The organism is Streptomyces yamdrokensis (assembly GCF_053890455.1).
The window spans coordinates 957,883-979,311 of record NZ_CM132679.1; the positions used below are offsets into that span (position 1 = coordinate 957,883).

Below are 21,429 nucleotides of genomic sequence, written 5' to 3' on the forward strand. Positions count from 1 at the left end.
GTCTCCCGAACGGTCGCCTCACCCTGCCCATGATGGTGGCGGCCCTCACCCCGGATCTCGTGTACGCGGACGTCGAGGAGGCCCTCGCCGAAGGGACCGGGAGGCGCAGTGAGGCGCTGCCGGGCCGCTACATGTTCGACGTCTTCCCGGACACCCCGGCTCCCCCGGCGCGCGCACCCTGCGCGCCTCGCTGCCGCGCGTCGCGGCCACCGGCGAGCGCGACGCCACGGCCCCGTGGCGCTACCTGGACCAGTCGCAGTGCACCGGGTTTCAGCCCCGGTGGTGACAGGGCCCGAAGTTCAGCGGAACCGAAGTCTTCCCACAGTGGGCTTCGGACGGTGGTGGGGCCTGGAGGGACAGGTGCGGAAGTTCGCCGGCTGTTCCTGCGCGGGGTGGGGAGTGGCGGGCCGGGCCGCGTACGTGGACGGGTCAGACGGGTGGGTGTGTCGGGCAGCGGTCTTGCCACCGGGCGAGGGAGTCGCTTCGCGATGAGTGGGGCGGTCTCCTTCTGGCGGAGTTCTGCGATGTCGATCGGTGTTGACTCCGGCTGAGCGCGTGCGGTGGGACGGCGAGGTGTGTGTATCCCGCTGGAGCCTCGTGGTCCCGCCGGGCCAAAGGTGCGGCGGGAGGCCAAAACCGGGGCCTGGCTGTCCGCCGCGGACCTCAATCGCCTTTCGCGCCGGGCCGCCGAGGGCTAGTGTTCGGGTGCAGCGAGTCGACCCACGAGGAGTTACAGACATGGTCGGTCGTCCGAGCGCGCGTTGACGTTGTAGGCCGATCCGCCTGTCATCGCGTGCTGCCCTTGATGTTGCGGCACAGCGAGCCTTCTCCCACCCGAATCGCCGGCGCACCTGTTGCGCGCCGGGTGACGGGCCTCGTCGTCGGCAGTCCAAGGGATCCTCGTGCCCTCCACTTCCTCCGCTGTGTCCGATTCCGGTCGGCCTGTCCCGTCACGTCTGTGGCGGGACGGCGACTTCCGCAGACTCTGGGTGGGCCAGACGGCCTCCCAGCTCGGCGAACACGCAAGTCTGGTTGTTCTTCCGCTCTTCGCCGTCCTGACGCTCGAGGCCGGCGCCGGCCAGTTGGGCGTCCTGCGCGCGGTGGGGCAGGCACCGATCCTGTTGCTCTCGCTCTTCGCCGGCGCGTGGGTGGACAGGTGGCGGGCCCGCACGGTGATGGTGCTGACGGACGTCGGGCGGACCCTGGCACTGGGTACCGCCGCCGTGGCCGGCCTCCTCGGCTGGCTCGGCCTGCCGACGCTGTTCGTGGTCGCCTTCGCCGTCGGGGCTCTGTCCGTGTTCTTCGACGTGGCATACCAGGCGTCTGTTGTACGGCTGGTGCAACGCGATCAGTTGGTGCGGGGCAACAGCGCGCTCGAGGGCAGCCGGTCCGCGGCCCAGATCGGCGGTCCCGCCCTCGGCGGTGCGTTGGTGTCCCTGCTGTCGGCGCCGATCGCTGCCGCCTCCAGCGCGCTGTTCTTCGCGTTGTCGTTCCTGTCGATCCGGGGGATCCGCCGGACCGAATCGCTCCCGAAGAGCCCGGAACGTCCCCCTCGGGTCTGGCGGCGTATCCATGAGGGCCTCCGTTTCGTCGTCGGCGATACCTCGCTGCGGGCTGTGTGCCTGGCCTCGGCCGCCTTCCAGTTCTTCTTCGCGGCCGTGATGACCGTCTATCTGCTCTTCCTGCCACGGGAACTGCACCTGTCGGGTACCGCTGTCGGGCTGGCACTCGCGGCGACGGGGCCGGGCGCGCTCCTGGGCTCCGTGCTGGCCGCCCGCCTGCCGAGCCGGTTCGGGTACGGCCCGGTACTCGTGGCCGCGGCGGCACTCGGCGACGGCGCGTTCCTGTGTGTACCCGCGCTGCACGGCTCCTTGGCGGCGACGGTTCCCGCGCTGCTTGCGGTCAACTTCGTGTTCGGGGCCGGCGGCCAGTTGGTGAATGTCACGGTCATGACTGTCCGGCAGGCCGTCACTCCGGACGGGATGCAAGGCCGCGCGGCCGCGACGATCGCGTTTGTCGGCATGGGGCTGACCCCACTCGGCTCGCTGCTCGGCGGATTCCTCGCGGAGGAGTGGGGGGCGCGCACCAGCCTCCTGGTGACGGCCGCGGGCATGATGCTCTCCCCGGTGCTGATGGCCTCGTCCCCGCTCGCCCGCCTGGGGCGGGCGCTTCCGGCCCCGTAGGACGCGCCGCCGCCCTACGACCGCCACCTTCGACAACGGCTGACACGACGAGTTGATCTGTCGGTGGGTGATGAGGCAGCGGGCGAGTCCGAGGAAGGTTTCGCGGATGTCTGCTCGTCGTTCCCAGCGGATGCGGAGGCGTTCGAAACCGTGGAGCCGGGCGAAGCTGCGCTCGACGCCCCAGCGGTAGGTGCCCGGTCCTGTGCCGTGGAGGGTGCCGCGGCGGGCGACGGCCGGCACGGCGGCGGCGTTGTCGGACCTGGTCGTGGTAGATGCCGTGGTCGTACCCGCGGTCGGCGAAGAGCGGATCCGGCTTGCGTCGTGGATGCCCGGTCCGGCCGGCGGGGTGGCGTCGATCACCGGACTGTTCCGCCTCTCCGGGTCGCTGCGCCGCCACCGGACGCGGGATCCGGAGTCGTCGGCGGACACCGTGCCGCTGGAGCTGCTGCCGCCCGGCGCCACCGACGACACCGCGCTGATCGTCGTCCGGCTGTGACGGTTCAGCCGGTGGCGGGCCGTGCGCCGTCGAGCCGGGTCAGCCGGTCCACGTTGCGCCGGTCCTCCTCGTCCCGGCCGGACACCGGGGCGAACCAGGCGTCGAGGATCTCCCTCAGCTGCGGCTCGGACGTGAGCCGCAGCCCGAGCGCCAGCACGTTGGCGTCGTTCCAGCGGCGCGCGCCGTCCGCCGTGTAGGCGTCCGTGCACAGGGCCGCCCGTACACCCGGAACCTTGTTGGCCGCGATCGAGGCGCCCGTGCCGGTCCAGCAGCACACCACCGCCTGGTCCGCGGTCCCGTCGGCGACGTCGCGGGCGGCGGCCTCGGAGCAGAACGCCCACCGCGCATCGCTCCCGGGGCTCAGGGCACCGTGCACGCGCACCTCGTGGCCGCGCTCGCGCAGTTCGGCGAGCAGGGCGCGGGCCACGGGTTCGTCCATGTCGGAGGAGACGGAGATCCGCATGGTACGGAGTTTAACGGAGCCACTCGGGGGAGTCCGCCCGTGAAGCGGGCCGGGCAGGAACCGCGGCGGCACGCGTCCTCACCGGCTCGTGTCCCGAAGGGCGTTCAGCCGCCTGCGGGCCCCCTCCGGCCCGCTCCCGGCCTGCTCCCGGGCCTGTCGCACATGGTGCCGGACGGGCCCGCCCCGACCTACACTGACAACCCCCACGACGTGCCGGTTGACCTGCTGCAACACGCCGCTGGGCCCGTCCGACGGAGTCGAGGAGCGCGCCCCTTGTTCTACTACCTGCTGAAATATGTACTGCTGGGCCCGCTGCTGAGACTGGTCTTCCGGCCTCGAATAGAGGGCCTGGAACATGTGCCGTCGTCCGGTGCCGGCATCGTCGCCGGCAACCATCTGTCGTTCTCGGACCATTTCCTGATGCCCGCGATCCTCAAACGGCGCATCACGTTCCTCGCCAAGGCCGAGTACTTCACCGGTCCGGGCATCAAGGGCCGGCTGACGGCGTTCTTCTTCCACAGTGCGGGCCAGATCCCGGTCGACCGCTCCGGCAAGGACGCAGGCCAGGCCGCGATCCGGGAGGGCCTCGGAGTGCTCGGCAAGGGGGAGTTGCTCGGCATCTACCCGGAGGGCACGCGGTCGCACGACGGACGCCTGTACAAGGGCAAGGTCGGGGTCGCGAAGATGGCCCTCACGGCCGGTGTCCCGGTGGTTCCCTGCGCGATGATCGGCACCTTCGAGGCCCAGCCGCCCGGCAAGGTCGTCCCCCGTATCCATCCCGTGGTGATCCGCTTCGGCAAGCCCCTCGACTTCTCCCGCTACGAAGGCATGGAGGACGAGCGGGCGGTCCTGCGTGCCATCACCGATGAGATCATGTACGCCATTCTTACACTGTCCGGGCAGGAGTACGTCGACCAGTACGCGGCCGTCGCCAAGGCGCAGGAGACCGAGCGCAAGGCGCAGGAGAAGCGCCGGCTCCCGCGGCTGCCGCGGAGCTGAACCGCCCGGCGGACGAACGGGGAGGGGCGGCCGGAGCCATCCGGCCGCCCCTCCCCGTTCGTCCGCCGGGTCCCAGGTCTCAGGGTCTCCTACGACGTGGCTGTGCCGCGGTGTTCCGCGGCGATGCCGAAGCGCTGCTGTCCGCGGGGAGCGGACGCGGCCGCCCCGTGGACACCGGCCACCGTGCTGACCACCTGCTCGTCGGCGGACTCCCGGCCCTCGTCGAGCTCCTGGATCCGGTCGAGTCGTCGCAGGTCATCGGCGGACACGAGGGCGACGAGGGGCTTTCCGTGCCGGGTCACGACGACGCGCTCACCGCCGTACACCACGCGGTTGATCAGGTCGGCGAGCTCAGCCCTCGCTTGCGTCACCGGAATCTCGTAGGCCATGCCCCCATCATAACGTCACGTACGTCCTGTACATTTTTTACAGATAGCCGCCATGAGGAGGGGCCCATGACCCGACCGCTCGCCCGCCATGTCCTGCCCGGGTTCACCGACCGCACGGTGTCCGGGCACCGGCCCACGGATCCGTACGCGAAGCTGATGGAGGAGCGGATCGTCCTCCTGGGGACGCCGATCGACGAGGCCTCCGCGAACGACCTGATCGCCCAGTTCGTGCACCTGGAGCACCGGGCCCCCGACCGGGACATCTCCCTCTACGTCAACTCCCCCGGCGGCTCCTTCCAGGCCATGTCGGCGGTCTACGACACCCTGAACTTCGTCACCTGCGAGGTGGAGACGGTCTGCCTGGGCCGGGCGGACGGGACGGCCGCGCTGCTGCTGGCCGCGGGGACACCGGGGAAGCGGTATGTCCTGCCGGGGGCGCGACTGGTGCTCCGTCAGCCGGTACCGCCGGCGCCGGTGGAGGGGGACGCGAGCGATCTCGCCGTCCAGGCGGAGGAACTGTCGCGGGTCCGCGGCCGGATCGAGGAGATCCTGGTCCGGCACACCCGCCGCACCCCGGAGCAGGCACGGTCGGACATCGAGCGGGAGACCGTCCTCGACGCGCGGGCGGCGGTGGAGTACGGCCTCGCGGACCGGGTCCTGACCGACCGCGAGGACCACCTCCCCACCTCCGGCGCGAGGTGAGCCGCCGATGCTGCCACCCGAACTGCCACCGCTGCCCGCGCTGACCCGCGCCGAGGCCGAGTTGATCGACCGCTACCTCGAGGCCGTCGACCTGCTGGGCCGGATCAACCCTGCCCGCGACGGCGACACCTACCGCGGGCTGCGCGCCGCACAGGCACTGGTCGGCAAGGCCGTCGCACTGCGCGACGCGCTGACCGTCATGCACCGGCGCGGCGAGACCGAGCTGCACGTCGCCACGCTGGCCCGGGCCCTTCGGGTACTGGACGGCGACCGGCGCACGGCCCGGGTCACACTGCCGCCGGGCTCCGGCAGTTGACGCCCGTACCGGTTCAACCGCGGCCGGCGTCGGCAACACGTCCACACCTGAGCCGAAACGGACCAAAAGGGATACCACCAACCGGCGTAGACGAACCACTTCTTTTCGGGCCGTCACGGTTGCGCACCACGCGTGGCCGCGCACCGGAACGGGCCACTCCGGTGCTGGTCCGGGACTCCTCGGCACCCCGGACGGCAGCCCGGACGCGGGGCTGTCCACCCGAACGGATGAGTGGTGAGTAACAACACAAACCCCCGGTTCAGTTGGGATTTCGGACCGGCAGTTGCCAAGATCGCTCACTGACGACAAGACCCCGCCGCCGCGGCGGGGCGATCCGGGCGGACGCCGAGTCCTGCCGCCGCCCGGATGACCGGTCGACAGGAGTGGATCGGCAGGAGTGGAGGACCCGAGCACGACGGGTCGCCGGAACGGGAGTTCGACTCCCGTGCCGAGCAGCCCTTGGGGTGAAGCCGCACTCGTGCGGCCGGGCAACTTCGCCAGCCCGAATCCGACAGGTCATCCTTCACAGGCGGCTGACGAAGGGTTGCGCATGACCGCGCTCAATCGTGTCCCGTCTCTCATGGCCAGGGCCGGCACGGCCTCGGCCCTCACCCTCGCCGCCGTGGGCGGCTCGATCGTCCTCCCGGGTACCGCCCCGGAGGCAGTGGCCGCGACCACGGCCACCAAGGCCCTCCAGGTCGCGGCGTCCAAGAAGGGCGCGCCCTACCACTGGGGCGCCACCGGACCGAGCCGCTTCGACTGCTCCGGACTGACCCTCTACTCGTTCAAGAAGGCGGGCAAGACACTGCCCCGTACTGCGTCCCAGCAGTACAACAAGACCCGCCACGTCTCCGCCTCGAGCCGCAAGGCGGGGGACCTGGTCTTCTTCCATTCGGGCCAGAACGTCTACCACGTGGGCATCTACGCGGGCCAGGGCAAGCTCTGGCACGCTCCGAAGACCGGGGATGTGGTGCGCCTGCAGAAGATCTGGACCCACAGCGTCTGGTACGGCCGGGTGAAGTGATCCGCGAGGGCGGCGGCACCCCCCCTGCCGCCGCCCCGCCGGACACGCCGAACGACACCCGGAGAGCACACCGATGCGGCCGTGGGCCCCTACGGCTCCTGCCGTCCTGCCGTCTCCACCGCCGTGACCGGCTCGGCGGGGACGGTCCACGGAAGGACGACGGAGACGGTCTTTCCACCCTCTCCGGTGGGGCGGACCCTCATCCTGCCGCCGCACTCCACGGTCAGCCAGCGGATGATGACCAGCCCCCGGCCGTTGTCCTGCTGGACCGCGGCGGGGAGTCGTTTGGGGAACCTCGGGTGGCTGTCGGTGACACCGATGCACAGCTGGTCGTCGCGGTCGAGGGCGATGTCCACGGTGAACGTGGGTGACTGCCCCAGGGTGTGCTGCACGGCGTTGGTCGCGAGTTCGGACACGATCAGCCGGATCGTGTCGGACACTTCCGTGTCCTCCGGCATGCCCCACTCCGCCAGCGTGCCCACCACATGGGCGCGAGCCGCGGAGACCGAGGCAGGATCGCTCGGCAGAGTGATGGATGCTTCCAGATGGTCTGCCATGGCGATGTCGTCCCTTTCCACGGGACCGCAGTCCGACACGGAGCGGCTGATTCGAGTACGGTCCCGCACTGGTGCTTCGTCGTCAGACTGCCATCACCACAGACTGTCGGCGGCGATACGGCCAAGATATGCATATATCTGTCGCTCAAAGCGGTGAACTCTGCGACGGGAGACCGTATGTGGGTGACCCGGAGGGAGTAAGGGGGAAGCCATGCAGCACGGTCCCGCGGTACGCCGCCGGAAACTGGGCGCCGAACTGCGTTCGCTGCGCACATCGGCGGGGTTCACCAGTGGTGAGGCAGCCCGGCTGGTGGGCTGGCACCAGTCGAAGGTGAGCCGGATCGAGACGGGCACGAGCGGGGTGAAACCGGCCGATGTGCGGTTACTGCTCGACGCCTATGGCCTGACCGACCTTCAGTTGCGGGAGTTGCTACTGGTGCTGGCGGGGCCGGGCGACAGCAGCGGACGACACCACTGGTGGCACGCGTACCGGGGTGTACTGCCGCCCACCTACCGGGACTTCATCAGCCTGGAGTCCCAGGCCAGCGCGATGCGCACGCTGGAGACCACCGTGGTTCCCGGGCTGCTGCAGACGCCCGAGTACGCGCGGGCCGTGACGGCGGCGGCGCTGGAGGGCACTTCGGAGGAGCGGCTGGACACACTGGTGGAGGTGCGGCTGGCCCGGCAGGACGTCCTGCGGGCGGACCCGCCGCTGGGGTTCAGCGCGGTCCTGGACGAGGCGGTGCTGCGCCGGCAGGTCGGCGGCCCCGGCGTCATGACCCGCCAGCTGGAACGGCTCGTGGAGGCGGCGCGCCTTCCCCAGGTGCGGCTTCAAGTACTGCCGTTCACTGCCGGGGCGCACATCGGCGTCACCGGCCCTTTCGTAATCTTCTCATTTTCGCGCACTTCTGATCTGGATGTTGTAGTTCTCGACCACTTGACGAGTAGCCTCTATCTGGAGCGGAAAGAAGACCTCCGGGTGTACTCGGAGGCTTTCGACGCCCTTTCGATCCACGCCCTTTCGCCCGAGGACTCGTTGGATTTCATCGCCGGGACAGCCGCCGGCGTGTAAGGAGGCACGATGCCCGCACCGTCTCGGACCCTTCCCTCCAGCACCGACCTGCACGGTGTGCGGTGGCTGCGCAGCAGCTACAGCACGGGCGCGAACAACTGCGTCGAGACGGCCCGGCCCGCCACCGGTCCCGGTGCCGGACTGCTCGCCGTGCGCGACTCCAAGGACCCGGACGGGCCCGCGCTGCTCATCTCCCCCGGGAGCTGGGCGAAGTTCGTGGCCGCGGTTCACTGACCTGCCGGTCCTCCGGCGCCCACCCGTACTCGCCCACCCGTACTCGACCGCCCGTCATCGGGCGGCTCACGGCCGTGCCTCGCCGACTCATGGCCGCGTCTCGCCGATCACCTGTACAGCGCGTTCGATCTCGGCCCCGGACAGGTCCGCGCGGGCGGTCAGTCTGAGCCGTGAGATGCCGTCGGGCACGGAAGGAGGACGGAAGCAGCCCACGGACAGGCCGGCCGCCCGGCAGTCGGCCGCCCATCGCACGGCCTGCTCCGGGGACGGGGCACGCACGGAGACGACCGCGGCGTCGGGGCGTACGGCTTCGAGGCCCGCGGCCGTCAGCCGGTGGTGCAGGTCGCGCGCCACCGCGCCCGCCCGCGCCGCGCGCCCTGGTTCACGGCGCAACAGCCGCAGGGCCGAGAGCGCGGCGCCCGCGGCCGCCGGTGCGAGACCCGTGTCGAAGATGAAGGTGCGGGCCGTGTTGACCAGATGCTCGACCACCCGTGCCGGGCCGAGCACGGCTCCGCCCTGGCTGCCGAGCGACTTGGAGAGTGTGAGCGTCACCACGACGTCCTCGGCGCCGGCGAGCCCCGCCGCGTACGGGGCGCCGCGTCCGCCGTCGCCGAGTACCCCGAGGCCGTGGGCGTCGTCGAGCACCAGTCCCGCGCCGCGCTCACGGCACGCCCCGGCCAGCGCGGCGAGCGGGGCGGCGTCCCCGTCGACCGAGAAGACCGTGTCGGACACGGCGACGGCGGCCCCGGCGTGCCCGCTCAGCGCCTTGCGCGCGGCGTCGGGGTCGGCGTGCGCCACGACCTGCGTCCTGCCCCGGGCCAGCCGGCAGCCGTCGATCAGCGAGGCGTGGTTGCCCGCGTCGGACACGATCAGCGAGCCGTGCGGGGCCAGCGCGGTGACGGCGGCGAGGTTGGCCGCGTAGCCGGAGGAGAGGACGAGGGCCGCCTCGAAGCCGCAGAAGTCGGCCAGTTCGCCTTCCAGCTCGGTGTGCAGCTCGGTGGTGCCGGTGACGAGCCGGGACCCGGTGGCCCCACCGCCCCAGGTCCGCGCCGCCCGCGCCGCACCCTCGGCCACTTCCGGATGCCGGGCCAGACCCAGGTAGTCGTTGCTCGCCAGATCGAGGAGCGGTGCGTCGGCGGTGCGCGGGCGCAGGGTCCGTACGAGCCCGGCCCGGCGGCGCAGCGCCGCCTGCTCGTCGATCCAGCCGAACGCCATGGGTCCTCCGGTGGTTTTGTAGGCAGTGGACAGACAGTAGCGGGACGGCCGGCCGGCCACTGTGTGGCCATGCCCACAGCCGTCAGCGCCTCTGTTGTACGAACCCTCCTTGGCCGGGGCGGCCGAATAGGACAGGATCGGCTCCCATGAACCTGCTGAACACGCTGGTGGACAAGGGGCTTCGGCGCGAGACGCCGACCCGTGGCGAAGCGCTGGCCGTCCTCGGGACGTCCGACGACGATCTGCTCGACGTGGTGGCCGCGGCCGGGAAGGTGCGGCGGCACTGGTTCGGGCGGCGGGTGAAACTCAACTATCTGGTCAACCTCAAGTCCGGCCTGTGCCCGGAGGACTGCTCCTACTGTTCCCAGCGGCTCGGCTCGAAGGCCGGCATCCTGAAGTACACCTGGCTCAAGCCCGAGCAGGCCTCGGACGCGGCCGCGGCCGGGCTGGCGGGCGGCGCCAAGCGGGTGTGCCTGGTGGCCAGCGGCCGCGGCCCGACCGACCGGGACGTGGACCGTGTCTCCGACACCATCAAGGCGATCAAGGAGGGCAACGAGGGCGTCGAGGTGTGCGCCTGCCTCGGACTGCTCTCCGAGGGCCAGGCGGAGCGGCTGCGCGAGGCGGGCGCGGACGCCTACAACCACAACCTCAACACCTCCGAGGCCACCTACGGGGACATCACCACCACGCACACGTACGCCGACCGCGTGGACACCGTGCAGAAGGCGCACGCGGCCGGTCTGTCCGCCTGCTCCGGGCTGATCGCCGGCATGGGTGAGAGCGACGCGGACCTGGTCGACGTGGTCTTCGCGCTGCGCGAACTGGACCCGGACTCGGTGCCGGTGAACTTCCTGATCCCGTTCGAGGGGACACCGCTCGCGAAGGAGTGGAACCTCACCCCGCAGCGGTGCCTCAGGATCCTGGCGATGGTGCGGTTCGTGTGCCCGGACGCCGAGGTGCGGATCGCGGGCGGCCGGGAGGTGCATCTGCGCACGATGCAGCCGCTCGCGCTGCACCTGGCCAACTCGATCTTCCTCGGTGACTACCTCACCAGCGAGGGCCAGGCGGGCCGGGCCGACCTGGAGATGATCGCGGACGCCGGGTTCGAGGTGGAGGGCACCGACCGCGTGACACTGCCCGGACACCGGGCGGGTGCGGGTGCGAGCGTGTGCGGGTCGCCCGACGGGGGTGGCGGATGCGGGTCGCACGAGGGCGGTGGCGGATGCGGGTCGGCATCCTCCGGCGCCGGGGCGCGTGTGGATACGGGGACGGACGCGGGTCCGGGGACGGTGAGCGAGGGGGCGGGCCGGGCCGACGGACCGCGTACCGATCTCGTCGCCGTCCGCCGGCGGGGTGCCGGAACGGATCTCGCGCCCAATGCCTGAGCGGTCCGTACCCGAGCTTCTCGAGCTGGACCGGCGACATGTCTGGCATCCGTACGGGCCCATGCCCGGCCGCGGGGAACCCCTCGTCGTGGAGTCGGCGAGCGGGGTAAGGCTGCGGCTCGCCGACGGCTCGGGCGAGCTGGTCGACGGGATGTCGTCCTGGTGGTCGGCGATCCACGGCTACAGCCACCCGGTGCTGAACGAGGCCGTGCGCGACCAGCTCGGGCGGATGAGTCATGTGATGTTCGGCGGGCTCACGCACGAGCCCGCCGTCCGGCTGGCGAAGCTCCTCGTAGACATGTCACCCGACGGCCTCGAGCATGTCTTCCTCGCCGACTCGGGCTCGGTGTCGGTCGAGGTGGCCGTCAAGATGTGCCTGCAGTACTGGCGTTCGCTCGGGCTGCCCGGGAAGCGGCGGCTGCTGACCTGGCGGGGTGGCTACCACGGGGACACCTGGCAGCCGATGTCGGTCTGCGATCCCGAGGGCGGGATGCACGAACTGTGGACCGGGGTGCTCCCGGAACAGGTGTTCGCGAAGGCCCCGCCTGCCGAGTACGAGGAGTCGTACGCCGAGCACCTGCGGGAGCTGATCGGGCGGCACGCCGGTGAACTGGCGGCCGTGATCGTCGAGCCGGTGGTGCAGGGCGCGGGCGGCATGCGCTTCCACTCCCCCGCGTACCTGCGGGTGCTGCGCGAGGCGTGCGACGCGCACGACGTGCTGCTGGTGTTCGACGAGATCGCGACCGGGTTCGGGCGTACGGGCGCGCTGTTCGCGGCGGGGCACGCGGCGGTGACGCCGGACGTGATGTGCGTGGGCAAGGCGCTGACCGGCGGCTATCTGACCATGGCTGCGACGCTGTGCACCGCGCGTGTGGCCGAGGGCATCTCGCGCGGCGACGTGCCGGTGCTGGCGCACGGTCCGACGTTCATGGGCAATCCGCTGGCGGCGGCCGTGGCCTGCGCCTCGATCGAACTCCTGCTCGGGCAGGACTGGCTCGCGGAGGTCAAGCGCATCGAGTCGGGCCTGCGGGACGGGCTGGCGCCGGCGGCCCGTCTGCCGGGCGTCCGTGACGTGCGGGTCCTCGGCGCCATCGGTGTCGTCCAGCTCGATCGCGCCGTGGACATGGAGGCGGCCACGCGCGCGGCGGTGCGCCGGGGCGTGTGGCTGCGGCCGTTCCGGGATCTGATCTACACCATGCCGCCGTACGTCACCGGCGACACGGACGTGGCCCTGATCGCGGACGCGGTGTGCGCGGCGGCCGAGGAGGGATGACATGCCGGTACTGGTGATCACGGGCACGGGCACCGAGGTCGGGAAGACGGTGGTGACGGCCGCGGTCGCCGCGACGGCGCTCGGGGCCGGCCGGTCGGTGGCCGTACTGAAGGCGGCCCAGACCGGGGTGCGGCCGGACGAACCCGGGGACGTCGAGGAGGTCGCGCGGCTCGCCGGGGCCGTCACGGCCGCCGAACTCGCCCGGTATCCCGACCCCCTGGCGCCCGCCACCGCCGCCCGCCGGGCGGGCCGGGCGCCGGTGTGTCCGCACGACGTGGCCGAGACCGCCGCCAAGCTGGCCGCCGAGCACGATCTGGTGCTGGTGGAGGGCGCGGGCGGGCTGCTCGTGCGGTTCGACGAGGACGGCGGAACGCTGGCGGACGCGGCGGCGCTGCTGTCGGCGCCGGTGCTGGTGGTGGCGGCGGCGGGTCTCGGCACCCTGAACGTCACGGAGCTGACGACCCGTGAACTGCGCTCGCGCGGGCTCACTCCTGCGGGCGTGGTGATCGGCAGTTGGCCCGCGGAGCCCGGTCTGGCCGAGCGCTGCAACCTGCGGGACCTGCCGGAGGTGACGGGGGTGCCGTTGCTGGGCGCGGTACCGGCCGGCGCGGCGGCCCTCGCCCCGGCCGGCTTCCGGACGTCGGCGCCCGAGTGGCTGGCGGCGCGGCTGGACGGCACGTGGGACGCGGCGGTGTTCCGGGGGCGGGAGACCGGTTGATCCCCCGCGCGGGCCCTGTGCTCCGGGCGCCGCTGTGAGGGATGCGCGGGGCACTCACGGGGGACAATCACGGTAGGGCCCCGGTCGGCCCGGGGCTCGTCCCGCCGGGGGCGGGACCCTCGTGATCCGCCTCGGTTCCCGGGTTCGTCCAGACAGGGAGGCACCCATGTCCGCCGGCTCCGCGAAAGTGGCGCGGGATCCCGTGCACCACCCGCTGTTCGCCCGTTGCTACGCCCGGTTCAGTGAGGCCGCCGAGACCCGTGCGGGCATGGCCTCGGTCCGTCGGCGGCTGCTCGGCGGACTGTCCGGGCGGGTGATCGAGGTCGGCGCGGGTAACGGCCTCAACTTCGCGCACTATCCGGACACCGTTTCGGAGGTCGTCGCCATCGAACCGGAGCGGGTGCTGCGCAGGCTCGCCGTGGAGGCCGCCCTGCGTGCCGCCGTCCCGGTGGATGTCGCGCCGGGTGCGGCGGAGGCGCTGCCGGTCAAGAGCGAGGCGTTCGACGCGGCGGTGGTCTCCCTGGTGCTGTGCAGTGTGCGGGACGTGCCGCGGGCGCTCGCGGAGCTCCGGAGGGTACTGCGGCCGGGTGGCGAGGTGCGGTTCTTCGAGCACGGACGGGGTGGCGGCCGGGTCATGCGCTTCACCCAGCACGCCCTGGACCGGACGGTGTGGCCGCCGCTGACAGGTGGCTGCCACGTGGCGCGGGAGCCGGTCGGCGCGCTGCGGGAGGCGGGCTTCGAACTCGGCCCGTACCGGCGGACGCTTATGCCGGAGAACGGGCCCGTGCTGCCGACGTCGTACTGCGTGCTGGGCACCGCCTGGCGGCCGGCGGGCGACACGGCGACGGACAGGCGCTGATCACCGGCTCCGGCTGCTCGCCGGCTCCGGGACTTCGGCCGCTCACTCGCTCCAGCGGCGCAGCTCGGCGGCGATGTCGTCCACGGAGGCCTCGCCGTTCTTGACCAGCCGGGCCAGATCGCGGACCTGTTCCGGCGAGGTGACGACCTTCAGCCCGCTGGCGACGAGGTAGGCGTACGCGACGGCGGAGGCGAACAGGGCGTTGGAGCGTTCCAGCGCGGGCACGTGGAGCAGCAGTTGGAGCAGGGCGGCGGCGCGGGCGTGCGGGCTGCCGTAGACGGGGACGTCGAATATCTCGGCCTCGTGACGCGCGACGGCGGCGACGAGAGCTCCCCAGTCGGTGACCTGGGGGTCCCCCGGAGTCTGCCGCTCGGCGAGCATCAGCAGCCAGGCGAGGTCGATGCGCAGGTTGTCCAAGGGATCAGGGGCGACCTTCGCGCGGGCCTTCGCGGTCCTCCCCCGCTCGCGGGGTGACGCGGGCGGACGCACCTTTGTCGAACTCCTCGGCGAAGACGGTCTCGTACTGCTTCATGAAGTCGGCGGCGGCCTCCACGAAGGTGCGGCCGGCCTCACCGGCGTCCTGCCGGACCAGTTCCTCGATGTAGCGGTTGACGCTCATCCCGCGGGCCAGGGCGCGTTCCCGCGCCGCTCGGGCGGTGCCCTCGTCCACGCGTACGTTCAGCTGGGTCTTCGCCATACCCTGAAGCTAGCGCGCCGACGCTAGCACCGGCAAGAGTCTACGGAGGCAGTAAAGATGCCCCTTACATTGGAATGACACGGTTCTGCACCTACGGGGGATATCCGGTGTGGGCGCCATCACACTACCCTCGGGCGCGACCACCATGACCGGCACGGCCCGGTGTCCACACGGAGGAGGCGGTCTTGTCCACATCCGCTGCGGAACATGCCCCCGGCCTCGCGTCGGCCGACTCGGTCGCGGCCCGCGCCCGCGGCCTGACCAAGGCGTACGGATCCGGCGAGACGACCGTGCTCGCCCTGGACGCGGTGGACGTGGACGTCGTGCGCGGCCGGTTCACGGCGGTGATGGGTCCGTCGGGGTCGGGGAAGTCGACGCTGATGCACTGCCTGGCCGGGCTCGACACCGTCTCGGCCGGACAGGTGTGGCTCGGCGACACCGAGATCACGGGACTGAAGGACCGTGAGCTGACGCGTCTGCGCCGGGACCGGATCGGGTTCATGTTCCAGTCGTTCAACCTCATCCCGACGCTCAACGCGCTGGAGAACATCACGCTCCCCATGGACATCGCGGGCCAGAAGCCCGACGAGAAGTGGCTGGACCAGGTCATCGACACGCTGGGCCTGCGGGACCGGCTGCGGCACCGGCCGGCGCAGCTGTCCGGCGGCCAGCAGCAGCGCGTGGCCTGCGCGCGGGCGCTGGCCTCCCGGCCCGAGCTGATCTTCGCGGACGAGCCGACCGGCAATCTCGATTCGCGTGCCGGACTGGAGGTGCTCGGGTTCCTGCGCGGGGCCGTGGACCGGCTGAACCAGACCGTCGTGATGGTCACCCACGACCCGGGCGCCGCCACCCACTCCGACCTGGTGCTGTTCCTGGCCGACGGGCGGATCGTCGACGAGATGGAGCGGCCCACGGCACAGGCGGTGCTCGACCGGATGAAGCGGTTCGACGTGATCCGCGCCCAGGCCGGCGGCGAGGGTGCCGTGCCCGACGAGCCGGCCCCCGGCAAGGACGGCAAGGACTGAGACCGTGCTGAAGGCGACACTCAGGAGCTTCCTCGCGCACAAGGGTCGGCTGCTGCTGTCCGCACTGGCTGTCGTCCTCTCCGTGGCGTTCGTCGCGGGCAGCCTGATCTTCTCGGACACCGTCTCCCGTACCTTCGACCGGCTCTTCGCCTCCGCCTCCGCCGACGTGACGGTCTCGCCCCCGGACGACCTGGACTCGGCCGTGCCCACCGGCGAGGTCCGGACCGTGCCCGCCTCCCTCGCCGAACGGCTGGCCGGGATCGACGGGGTCGAGTCCGCCCGCCCGGACGTCGAGGCCGGGAACATCACGGTCGTCGACAGCGACAACGAGCCGGTGGGCCCGACGACCGGCGCGCCCACCCTCGCGGTGGACTGGTACGCCCACGAACGCAGCGTCGTGGAACTGACCTCGGGCCGCACCCCGCGCGGTGCCGGGGAGGCCGTGCTGGACGCGGACACCGCCGACGCCAAGGACGTGACGATCGGCGACACCCTCTCGGTGCAGGCGCAGCCGGGCACCTTCCGCGTCGAGATCGTCGGGATCGCCACCTTCACCACCACGAACCCCGGCACGGCCCTCGTCTTCCTCGAGCCCGAGATCGCCGCCACCGCACTGCTGGGCTCCGCGGACCGGGCCACGAGCATCGCGGTCGAGGCCGCGCCGGGCGTGAGCGACGAGGAGCTCGGGCACCGGGTCACCGAGGCGCTCGGCGCCGGCACCTACCAGGTGGAGACGGCCGACGAACAGGCCGTGACGGCTGCCGAGGAGCTGGGCGGGTTCCTCGACGTGATCAAGTACGTGATGCTCGGCTTCGCCGGGATCGCGGTGCTCGTCGGCATATTCCTGATCGTCAACACCTTCTCGATGCTGATCGCGCAGCGCACCCGCGAGCTCGGGCTGCTGCGGGCGCTCGGCGCCGACCGGCGTCAGGTGCGCCGCTCGGTGCTCACCGAGGCGGTGCTGCTCGGCCTGATCGGCTCGACGCTGGGCCTCGTGGCCGGCGTCGGGCTCGCCTACGGACTGATCCGGCTGATGAGCGTCTTCGGCATGAACCTGAGGACCACGGAGATGGTCATCGGATGGGTCACACCCGTCACGGCGTACGTGGTCGGGGTCGGGGTCACCTTCGTGGCCGCGTATCCGCCGGCCCGCCGCGCGGCGGCCGTGTCTCCCATGGCCGCCCTGGCCGATGCCGAGATCGCCGGGTTGGGCCGGCCGCTGCGGACCCGCGCGGTGGCGGGTTCCGTGGTCGGGGCGCTCGGCGCGGCCGCCCTCGTGGGCTGCGCCGTCTCCACCGGGACGGGGCCGGCGGCGTCCCTGCTGGGGCTCGGGGTCGTCCTCACCCTGATCGCGACGGTCGTCGCCGGTCCGCTGCTGGTGCGGCCGGTGATCCGGGTGCTGGGCGGGGCCTTCCCCGCCCTGTACGGGCCGGTGGGCCTGATGAGCCAGCGCAACGCCCTGCGCAATCCCCGCCGTACGGGTGCCACCGCCGCCGCGCTGATGGTGGGGCTCGCCCTGGTCGGCGGCATGTCGGTGGCCAGCGCCTCCATGTCGCGCTCCTTCGACGAGCAGATCGACAGGACGCTGGGCGCCGACTTCGTCATCCAGAACGCCAACTTCCTGCCCTTTCCCCAGGAGGTCACCGACCGGGTGCGGGAGACGGACGGCGTGGGCGTCGTCGTGCGGCAGCGGTTCGCGCCGGTGGCGGTGCGGCTGCCGGACGGGGAGCGGATCGAGACGACCGCCGCCGGGTACGACGAGCGGGTCGACGACGTCGCCCGGGTCACGTACACGAACGGCGACACGGCGGCTGCCCTGGCCGACGGCCGCGTCGCCATGGACGCCGGCTTCGCCGCGGACCACGGCGTCCGGGCGGGCAGTGTGGTCCCGGTCGAGTTCCCGGGCGGACAGCGCGCCGAGCTGACCGTGGGCGCCCTCACCGACATGGAGAGCGGCGAGGGCCTCGGTATGCGGGGCGGGCTGTTCTTCGGTATCGCGACGGTGGAGAAGTACGTGCCCGGCGGGCAGGACTCCGCGCTGTACGTGAACGCCGCCGACGGCACGAGCACGGATGAGCTCCGCGACCGGCTGGAGACGACGCTCGACCCGTATCCGCAGGTCCAGGCACGTGACCAGGCCGACTACAAGGACCTCGTGCACGACCAGATCGCGGTCCTGCTCTACCTCGTCTACGCCCTCCTGGGGCTGGCGATCATCATCGCGGTGCTCGGCGTGGTCAACACCCTGGCGCTGTCGGTGGTGGAGCGCACCCGGGAGATCGGGCTGCTGCGGGCCATCGGACTGGGCCGCCGGCAACTGCGGCGGATGATCCGGCTGGAGTCGGTGGTGATCGCCGTGTTCGGCGCGGTGCTGGGTCTCGCACTGGGGCTGGTGTGGGGCGTCTGCGCACAGCAGGTGCTGGCGCTGCAGGGCATGACCGCGCTCGCGATCCCCTGGGGCACCGTCGTGGCCGTCGTCATCGGTGCGGCGGTGGTCGGCATCGCGGCGGCACTGCTGCCGGCCCTGCGCGCGTCGCGGATGAACGTCCTGGAGGCGATCGCGCACGAGTGACCCTCGCGGGCGGGCGCACGAGGCCGGCGTGCGGGGCCGGCGTGCGGGGCCGGCGTGCGCGTCCGGATCGTGGAATTCCGTGTCGCGGGCCGGGCCGCGTGCTGGGATCGGCGCATGACCGAGCTGCGCATACGGACCGCGACACCCGAGGATCTCGACACCGTGCCGGCCTTCTGGAGGGCAGCCGCCGAGGGCACGAGCATCAGCGACGACCGGGAGGGCGTGGAAGGGCTGGTCGCCCGCGACCCCGAGTCCCTGATCCTCGCCGAGAAGGGTGCGGAACCGGTCGGCACCGTGATCGCCGGCTTCGACGGCCGGCGCTGCCATCTGTACCGGCTCGCGGTGCACCCGGACCACCGCGGGCAGGGCATCGCCTCCGCGCTGCTGGCCGCCGCCGAGGAGCGGTTCGCGGGCCTCGGGGGCCGCCGCGCGGACGCCATGGTGCTGCGACGCAACGAGACCGTGCACCGCGCGTGGGGCGCCGCCGGGTACGCGCCCGAGGAACACTGGCGTCGCTGGGTCAAGCCGCTCCCGGGCAACTCCCCGGACGGCAGGTTCTGAGCGTGCCTGCGGACGGTGGACGACCTCGCCGGTGACCTTTGGCGGTCCCTTACTCTGGGTGGGTCACTCGGTCCTCCATGAAAGGTTGTGTGCGTCCGCCCATGGGCGAGCCTCCCAGTAGAACGCGGCATCGAAGTACCCGACGTCGCCGCACCTCGCATCGTGCACTCGTTCGCTTCCCGTCCGGCCGCGGGACGGAGGTGACCCGATGACCGAGCTGCTCCTTCTTCTGGTGGCGATCCTGCTCTCCCTGGCGTGCGGCGCGTTCGTCGCGGCCGAGTTCTCCCTCACCACGGTCGAGCGGTCCGACCTCGAGCGGGCCGTGGAGCGCGGTGACCGGGGTGCCGCCGGTGCCCTCAAGGCCGTACGGAACCTGACCTTCCAGCTCTCCGGGGCGCAGCTCGGCATCACGGTCACCAATCTGGTGGTCGGCATGCTCGCCGAGCCGTCGATCGCCGCGCTGATCTCCGGCCCCCTGGAGGCCGTCGGCATCTCCGCGTCGGTGGCGAGTTCCCTGGCGCTGGTGCTCGGCACGGCCCTGTCGACCGTCTTCCTGATGGTGGTCGGCGAACTCGTGCCCAAGAACTGGGCGATCTCGTCGCCGCTGACCGTCGCGAAGAACGTGGGCAACACGCAGCGCTGGTTCAGTGCCGCTTTCCGCCCCTTCATCACGCACCTGAACAACACGGCGAACCGCATCGTGCGCCGCTTCGGTGTGGAGCCCGCCGAGGAACTGGCCTCCGCGCGCGGCCCCCAGGAACTGGCGGCCCTGGCCCGGCACTCCGCCAAGGAGGGCGCCCTGGAGGCCGACACCGCGGAGCTGTTCGTCCGCACCCTGAACCTCGCCGATCTCACCGCGGAGAACGTGATGACCCCGCGTGTCCAGGTCGTCGCGCTGGAGGTCCAGGCGACCTGCGAGGACGTGGCGAACGCGACCCGGGCGACGGGGCTGTCCCGGTTCCCGGTGTACCGCGGCACCTTCGACTCGGTGGTCGGCACCGCGCACGTCAAGGACGTACTGGCGGTGCCCGCCGAACGCCGGGCCCGGGTCCCCGTGTCGGAGATGATGCGCGAGCCGCTTCTGGTCCCGGAATCGCTCACCGTGGACCGGCTGCTGGACCGGCTCTCCGGCCGGCGCACCATGGCCGTGGTGATCGACGAGTACGGCGGTACGGCGGGCGTGGCCACGCTGGAGGACATCGTCGAGGAGGTCGTCGGCGAGGTCCGCGACGAACACGACCCGCACGAGACCCCCGACCTGGCCCGGACGGGTTCCGACGAGGGCGGGCACGACCTGTTCTCGGCCGACGGCTCCGCGCGCGTGGACCAGCTCGCGCGGGTCGGCCTGCGTGCGCCGGACGGGCCGTACGAGACCCTGGCCGGGCTCGTGGCCACCGAGCTGGGCCGGATCCCCGCCGTCGGCGACACCCTGGAGGTCGTCGGCTGGCGGATGGAGGTGCTGGACGCGACCGGCCGTCGCGCGGCACGCGTACTGCTGCACGCCCCGCTCCCCGACCCGCACCCGCAGGAGGCGGGGGACGAACGGCCCGGTGCCGGGCCGTTCGCCGGGCCGGACGGCCGGACGGCCGTCCGGCCCGGCACGACGCGTGAGAAGGGGGTCCGGCGATGATCGTCGTACAGCTGCTGATCGGTCTGGCGACGCTGGTCGTCAACGCCTTCTTCGTGGGTGCCGAGTTCGCGCTGATCTCGGTGCGCCGCAGCCAGATCGAGCCGTACGCCGACCGGGGCGACCGGCGCGCCAAGAACGTCCTGTGGGGTCTCGAGCACGTGTCCGCCCTGATGGCGGCCGCGCAGCTGGGCATCACGCTGTGCACCCTGGTCCTCGGTGTGGTCGCGGAGCCGGCCATCGCGCACCTGCTGGAACCGGCGTTCCACTCGATGGGCGTGCCGGACGGCGCGGGGCACGCGGTGTCCTTCGTGATCGCCCTGTCGCTCGCGACGTACCTGCACATGCTGCTGGGCGAGATGGTGCCGAAGAACATCGCGCTGGCGGAGCCCGTGCGCAGCGCGCTGATGCTCGGCCCGCCGCTGGTGACGCTGTCCCGGGCGCTGCGCCCGGTGATCTTCACGATCAACGCCTTCGCCAACGCGCTGCTGCGGCTGCTGCGGGTCGAGGTGCGCGACGAGGTCGTGGCGACCTTCTCCGACGCGGAACTGGCGCAGATGGTGAAGGACTCCGGCGAGGCGGGTCTGATCGACGACCGCGCGCAGGAGCGCCTGAACGACGTGCTGGAGCTCGGCCGCCGGCCGGTGCGGGATGTGGTGCTGCCGCTGGAGAGCGTGGTCTACGCACGCGTGGGCGTCACCCCCGAGGGGCTGGAGGCGCTCTCGGCCGAGTCCGGGTACTCCCGCTTCCCGGTGGTGGACGAGGGCCGGCGGATCGTCGGCTACCTGCACGTGAAGGACGCCCTCGACGCCTCACCGCGCGACATGCCGTTCCTGCTGCGGGACATGCGCTCCATCGCGCGGGTGCGGGAGAGCACGCCGATGGACGACGTCCTCACCGCGATGCGCGGCAGCCGTACGCACCTGGCGGCCGTGCTCGGGGCGGACGGACGGCTGGCGGGCCTGGTGACGATGGAGGACGTGCTGCAGGAGCTGTTCGGCCAGCGGGCCTGAGCGGTGGCCCCGACGGGCCCCGCTCGGGGAGGGAGCCGACCGACCGGCG

The 21,429-nt window shown here is 72.0% G+C and carries 22 protein-coding genes, 2 pseudogenes and 1 riboswitch; of the genes and pseudogenes, 17 read left to right on the forward strand and 7 right to left on the reverse strand.

The window, feature by feature from the left end; genetic code table 11:
- The first annotated feature begins 902 nt into the window (after positions 1–902).
- Positions 903–2,183, forward strand: coding sequence for an MFS transporter (locus ACWZEH_RS03695; RefSeq protein ID WP_456195576.1), 1,281 nt, complete (start codon positions 903–905; stop codon positions 2,181–2,183).
- A gap of 48 nt (positions 2,184–2,231) precedes the next feature.
- On the opposite strand, the pseudogene ACWZEH_RS03700 reads toward ACWZEH_RS03695, so the two are convergent.
- Positions 2,232–2,523, reverse strand: a pseudogene (locus tag ACWZEH_RS03700) (transposase); the annotation flags it as partial.
- Positions 2,524–2,541: 18 nt separating this feature from the next.
- Between ACWZEH_RS03700 and ACWZEH_RS03705 the strand changes: the two are divergent.
- Positions 2,542–2,679: pseudogene (locus ACWZEH_RS03705) on the forward strand (protein phosphatase); the annotation flags it as partial.
- Positions 2,680–2,683: 4 nt separating this feature from the next.
- Here the strand turns inward: ACWZEH_RS03705 and ACWZEH_RS03710 are convergent.
- Complete coding sequence (locus ACWZEH_RS03710) at positions 2,684–3,142, reverse strand: RpiB/LacA/LacB family sugar-phosphate isomerase (protein ID WP_456195578.1); 459 nt, start codon at positions 3,140–3,142, stop codon at positions 2,684–2,686.
- Positions 3,143–3,415: 273 nt separating this feature from the next.
- Between ACWZEH_RS03710 and ACWZEH_RS03715 the strand changes: the two genes are divergently transcribed.
- Positions 3,416–4,141: a lysophospholipid acyltransferase family protein gene (locus ACWZEH_RS03715; RefSeq protein ID WP_456195580.1), complete on the forward strand. Its 726-nt coding sequence runs from the start codon at positions 3,416–3,418 to the stop codon at positions 4,139–4,141.
- A gap of 89 nt (positions 4,142–4,230) precedes the next feature.
- Here the strand turns inward: ACWZEH_RS03715 and ACWZEH_RS03720 are convergent, their stop codons facing one another.
- The gene (locus ACWZEH_RS03720; RefSeq protein WP_456195582.1) at positions 4,231–4,530 is read right to left on the reverse strand and encodes a type II toxin-antitoxin system Phd/YefM family antitoxin; all 300 of its coding nucleotides are present in this window, start codon (positions 4,528–4,530) and stop codon (positions 4,231–4,233) included.
- A gap of 66 nt (positions 4,531–4,596) precedes the next feature.
- Here ACWZEH_RS03720 and ACWZEH_RS03725 point away from each other — a divergent pair, with 66 nt between their 5' ends.
- The 3 genes from ACWZEH_RS03725 to ACWZEH_RS03735 all read left to right on the forward strand — a co-directional run bounded on the left by ACWZEH_RS03725 (position 4,597) and on the right by ACWZEH_RS03735 (position 6,572).
- Entirely contained in the window at positions 4,597–5,232 is a 636-nt protein-coding gene (locus ACWZEH_RS03725) for an ATP-dependent Clp protease proteolytic subunit (RefSeq protein ID WP_456195583.1), read from the forward strand.
- Positions 5,233–5,239: 7 nt separating this feature from the next.
- The gene (locus ACWZEH_RS03730; protein WP_456195585.1) at positions 5,240–5,548 is read left to right on the forward strand and encodes a hypothetical protein; all 309 of its coding nucleotides are present in this window, start codon (positions 5,240–5,242) and stop codon (positions 5,546–5,548) included.
- Between the two features lie 411 nt (positions 5,549–5,959).
- A riboswitch (cyclic di-AMP (ydaO/yuaA leader) is annotated at positions 5,960–6,095 on the forward strand.
- Positions 6,096–6,098: 3 nt separating this feature from the next.
- Positions 6,099–6,572 carry a C40 family peptidase gene (locus tag ACWZEH_RS03735; protein WP_456195587.1) on the forward strand — a complete coding sequence of 158 codons (474 nt, stop codon included), beginning with the start codon at positions 6,099–6,101 and terminating at the stop codon, positions 6,570–6,572.
- An 89-nt stretch (positions 6,573–6,661) separates the two neighbouring features.
- On the opposite strand, the gene ACWZEH_RS03740 is transcribed toward ACWZEH_RS03735, so the two are convergent.
- Positions 6,662–7,129 (reverse strand): ATP-binding protein, encoded by a 468-nt coding sequence (locus ACWZEH_RS03740; protein WP_456195588.1) that lies wholly within the window; start codon positions 7,127–7,129, stop codon positions 6,662–6,664.
- Positions 7,130–7,340: 211 nt separating this feature from the next.
- On the opposite strand from ACWZEH_RS03740, the gene ACWZEH_RS03745 reads away from it, so the two are divergent.
- Entirely contained in the window at positions 7,341–8,201 is an 861-nt protein-coding gene (locus tag ACWZEH_RS03745; protein ID WP_456195590.1) for a helix-turn-helix domain-containing protein, read from the forward strand.
- A 9-nt stretch (positions 8,202–8,210) separates the two neighbouring features.
- Positions 8,211–8,435: a DUF397 domain-containing protein gene (locus ACWZEH_RS03750; protein WP_456195592.1), complete on the forward strand. Its 225-nt coding sequence runs from the start codon at positions 8,211–8,213 to the stop codon at positions 8,433–8,435.
- Between the two features lie 87 nt (positions 8,436–8,522).
- Here ACWZEH_RS03750 and ACWZEH_RS03755 read toward each other — a convergent pair whose 3' ends face one another.
- Positions 8,523–9,650 carry an 8-amino-7-oxononanoate synthase gene (locus ACWZEH_RS03755; protein WP_456195593.1) on the reverse strand — a complete coding sequence of 376 codons (1,128 nt, stop codon included), beginning with the start codon at positions 9,648–9,650 and terminating at the stop codon, positions 8,523–8,525.
- A gap of 146 nt (positions 9,651–9,796) precedes the next feature.
- Between ACWZEH_RS03755 and bioB the strand changes: the two genes are divergently transcribed.
- The 4 genes from bioB (at position 9,797) to ACWZEH_RS03775 (ending at position 13,885) form a co-directional block, all read left to right on the forward strand.
- Positions 9,797–11,035 carry a biotin synthase BioB gene (gene bioB, locus ACWZEH_RS03760; protein WP_456195595.1) on the forward strand — a complete coding sequence of 413 codons (1,239 nt, stop codon included), beginning with the start codon at positions 9,797–9,799 and terminating at the stop codon, positions 11,033–11,035.
- Positions 11,028–12,308, forward strand: coding sequence for an adenosylmethionine--8-amino-7-oxononanoate transaminase (locus tag ACWZEH_RS03765; RefSeq protein WP_456195597.1), 1,281 nt, complete (start codon positions 11,028–11,030; stop codon positions 12,306–12,308). Before bioB ends, ACWZEH_RS03765 begins: the two co-directional genes overlap by 8 nt.
- Before the next feature lies 1 nt (position 12,309).
- The gene (gene bioD / locus ACWZEH_RS03770; RefSeq protein ID WP_456195599.1) at positions 12,310–13,026 is read left to right on the forward strand and encodes a dethiobiotin synthase; all 717 of its coding nucleotides are present in this window, start codon (positions 12,310–12,312) and stop codon (positions 13,024–13,026) included.
- 166 nt (positions 13,027–13,192) lie between these two features.
- Positions 13,193–13,885: a class I SAM-dependent methyltransferase gene (locus ACWZEH_RS03775; RefSeq protein WP_456195601.1), complete on the forward strand. Its 693-nt coding sequence runs from the start codon at positions 13,193–13,195 to the stop codon at positions 13,883–13,885.
- Between the two features lie 42 nt (positions 13,886–13,927).
- Here ACWZEH_RS03775 and ACWZEH_RS03780 read toward each other — a convergent pair whose 3' ends face one another.
- Positions 13,928–14,302: a fic family toxin-antitoxin system, toxin component gene (locus ACWZEH_RS03780; RefSeq protein WP_384007261.1), complete on the reverse strand. Its 375-nt coding sequence runs from the start codon at positions 14,300–14,302 to the stop codon at positions 13,928–13,930.
- A gap of 4 nt (positions 14,303–14,306) precedes the next feature.
- Positions 14,307–14,582 (reverse strand): toxin-antitoxin system HicB family antitoxin, encoded by a 276-nt coding sequence (locus ACWZEH_RS03785; protein ID WP_456195603.1) that lies wholly within the window; start codon positions 14,580–14,582, stop codon positions 14,307–14,309.
- 185 nt (positions 14,583–14,767) lie between these two features.
- Between ACWZEH_RS03785 and ACWZEH_RS03790 the strand changes: the two genes are divergently transcribed.
- From ACWZEH_RS03790 to ACWZEH_RS03810, 5 genes are all read left to right on the forward strand, one after another.
- Complete coding sequence (locus ACWZEH_RS03790) at positions 14,768–15,607, forward strand: ABC transporter ATP-binding protein (RefSeq protein WP_456195604.1); 840 nt, start codon at positions 14,768–14,770, stop codon at positions 15,605–15,607.
- Between the two features lie 4 nt (positions 15,608–15,611).
- Entirely contained in the window at positions 15,612–18,179 is a 2,568-nt protein-coding gene (locus ACWZEH_RS03795; RefSeq protein ID WP_456195606.1) for an ABC transporter permease, read from the forward strand.
- 114 nt (positions 18,180–18,293) lie between these two features.
- The gene (locus ACWZEH_RS03800) at positions 18,294–18,740 is read left to right on the forward strand and encodes a GNAT family N-acetyltransferase (RefSeq protein WP_456195608.1); all 447 of its coding nucleotides are present in this window, start codon (positions 18,294–18,296) and stop codon (positions 18,738–18,740) included.
- Positions 18,741–18,948: 208 nt separating this feature from the next.
- Positions 18,949–20,370: a hemolysin family protein gene (locus ACWZEH_RS03805; protein ID WP_456195610.1), complete on the forward strand. Its 1,422-nt coding sequence runs from the start codon at positions 18,949–18,951 to the stop codon at positions 20,368–20,370.
- Positions 20,367–21,380, forward strand: a complete 1,014-nt coding sequence (locus ACWZEH_RS03810) for a hemolysin family protein (protein WP_456195611.1) — start codon at positions 20,367–20,369, stop codon at positions 21,378–21,380. Before ACWZEH_RS03805 ends, ACWZEH_RS03810 begins: the two co-directional genes overlap by 4 nt.
- Positions 21,381–21,429 lie beyond the last annotated feature (49 nt).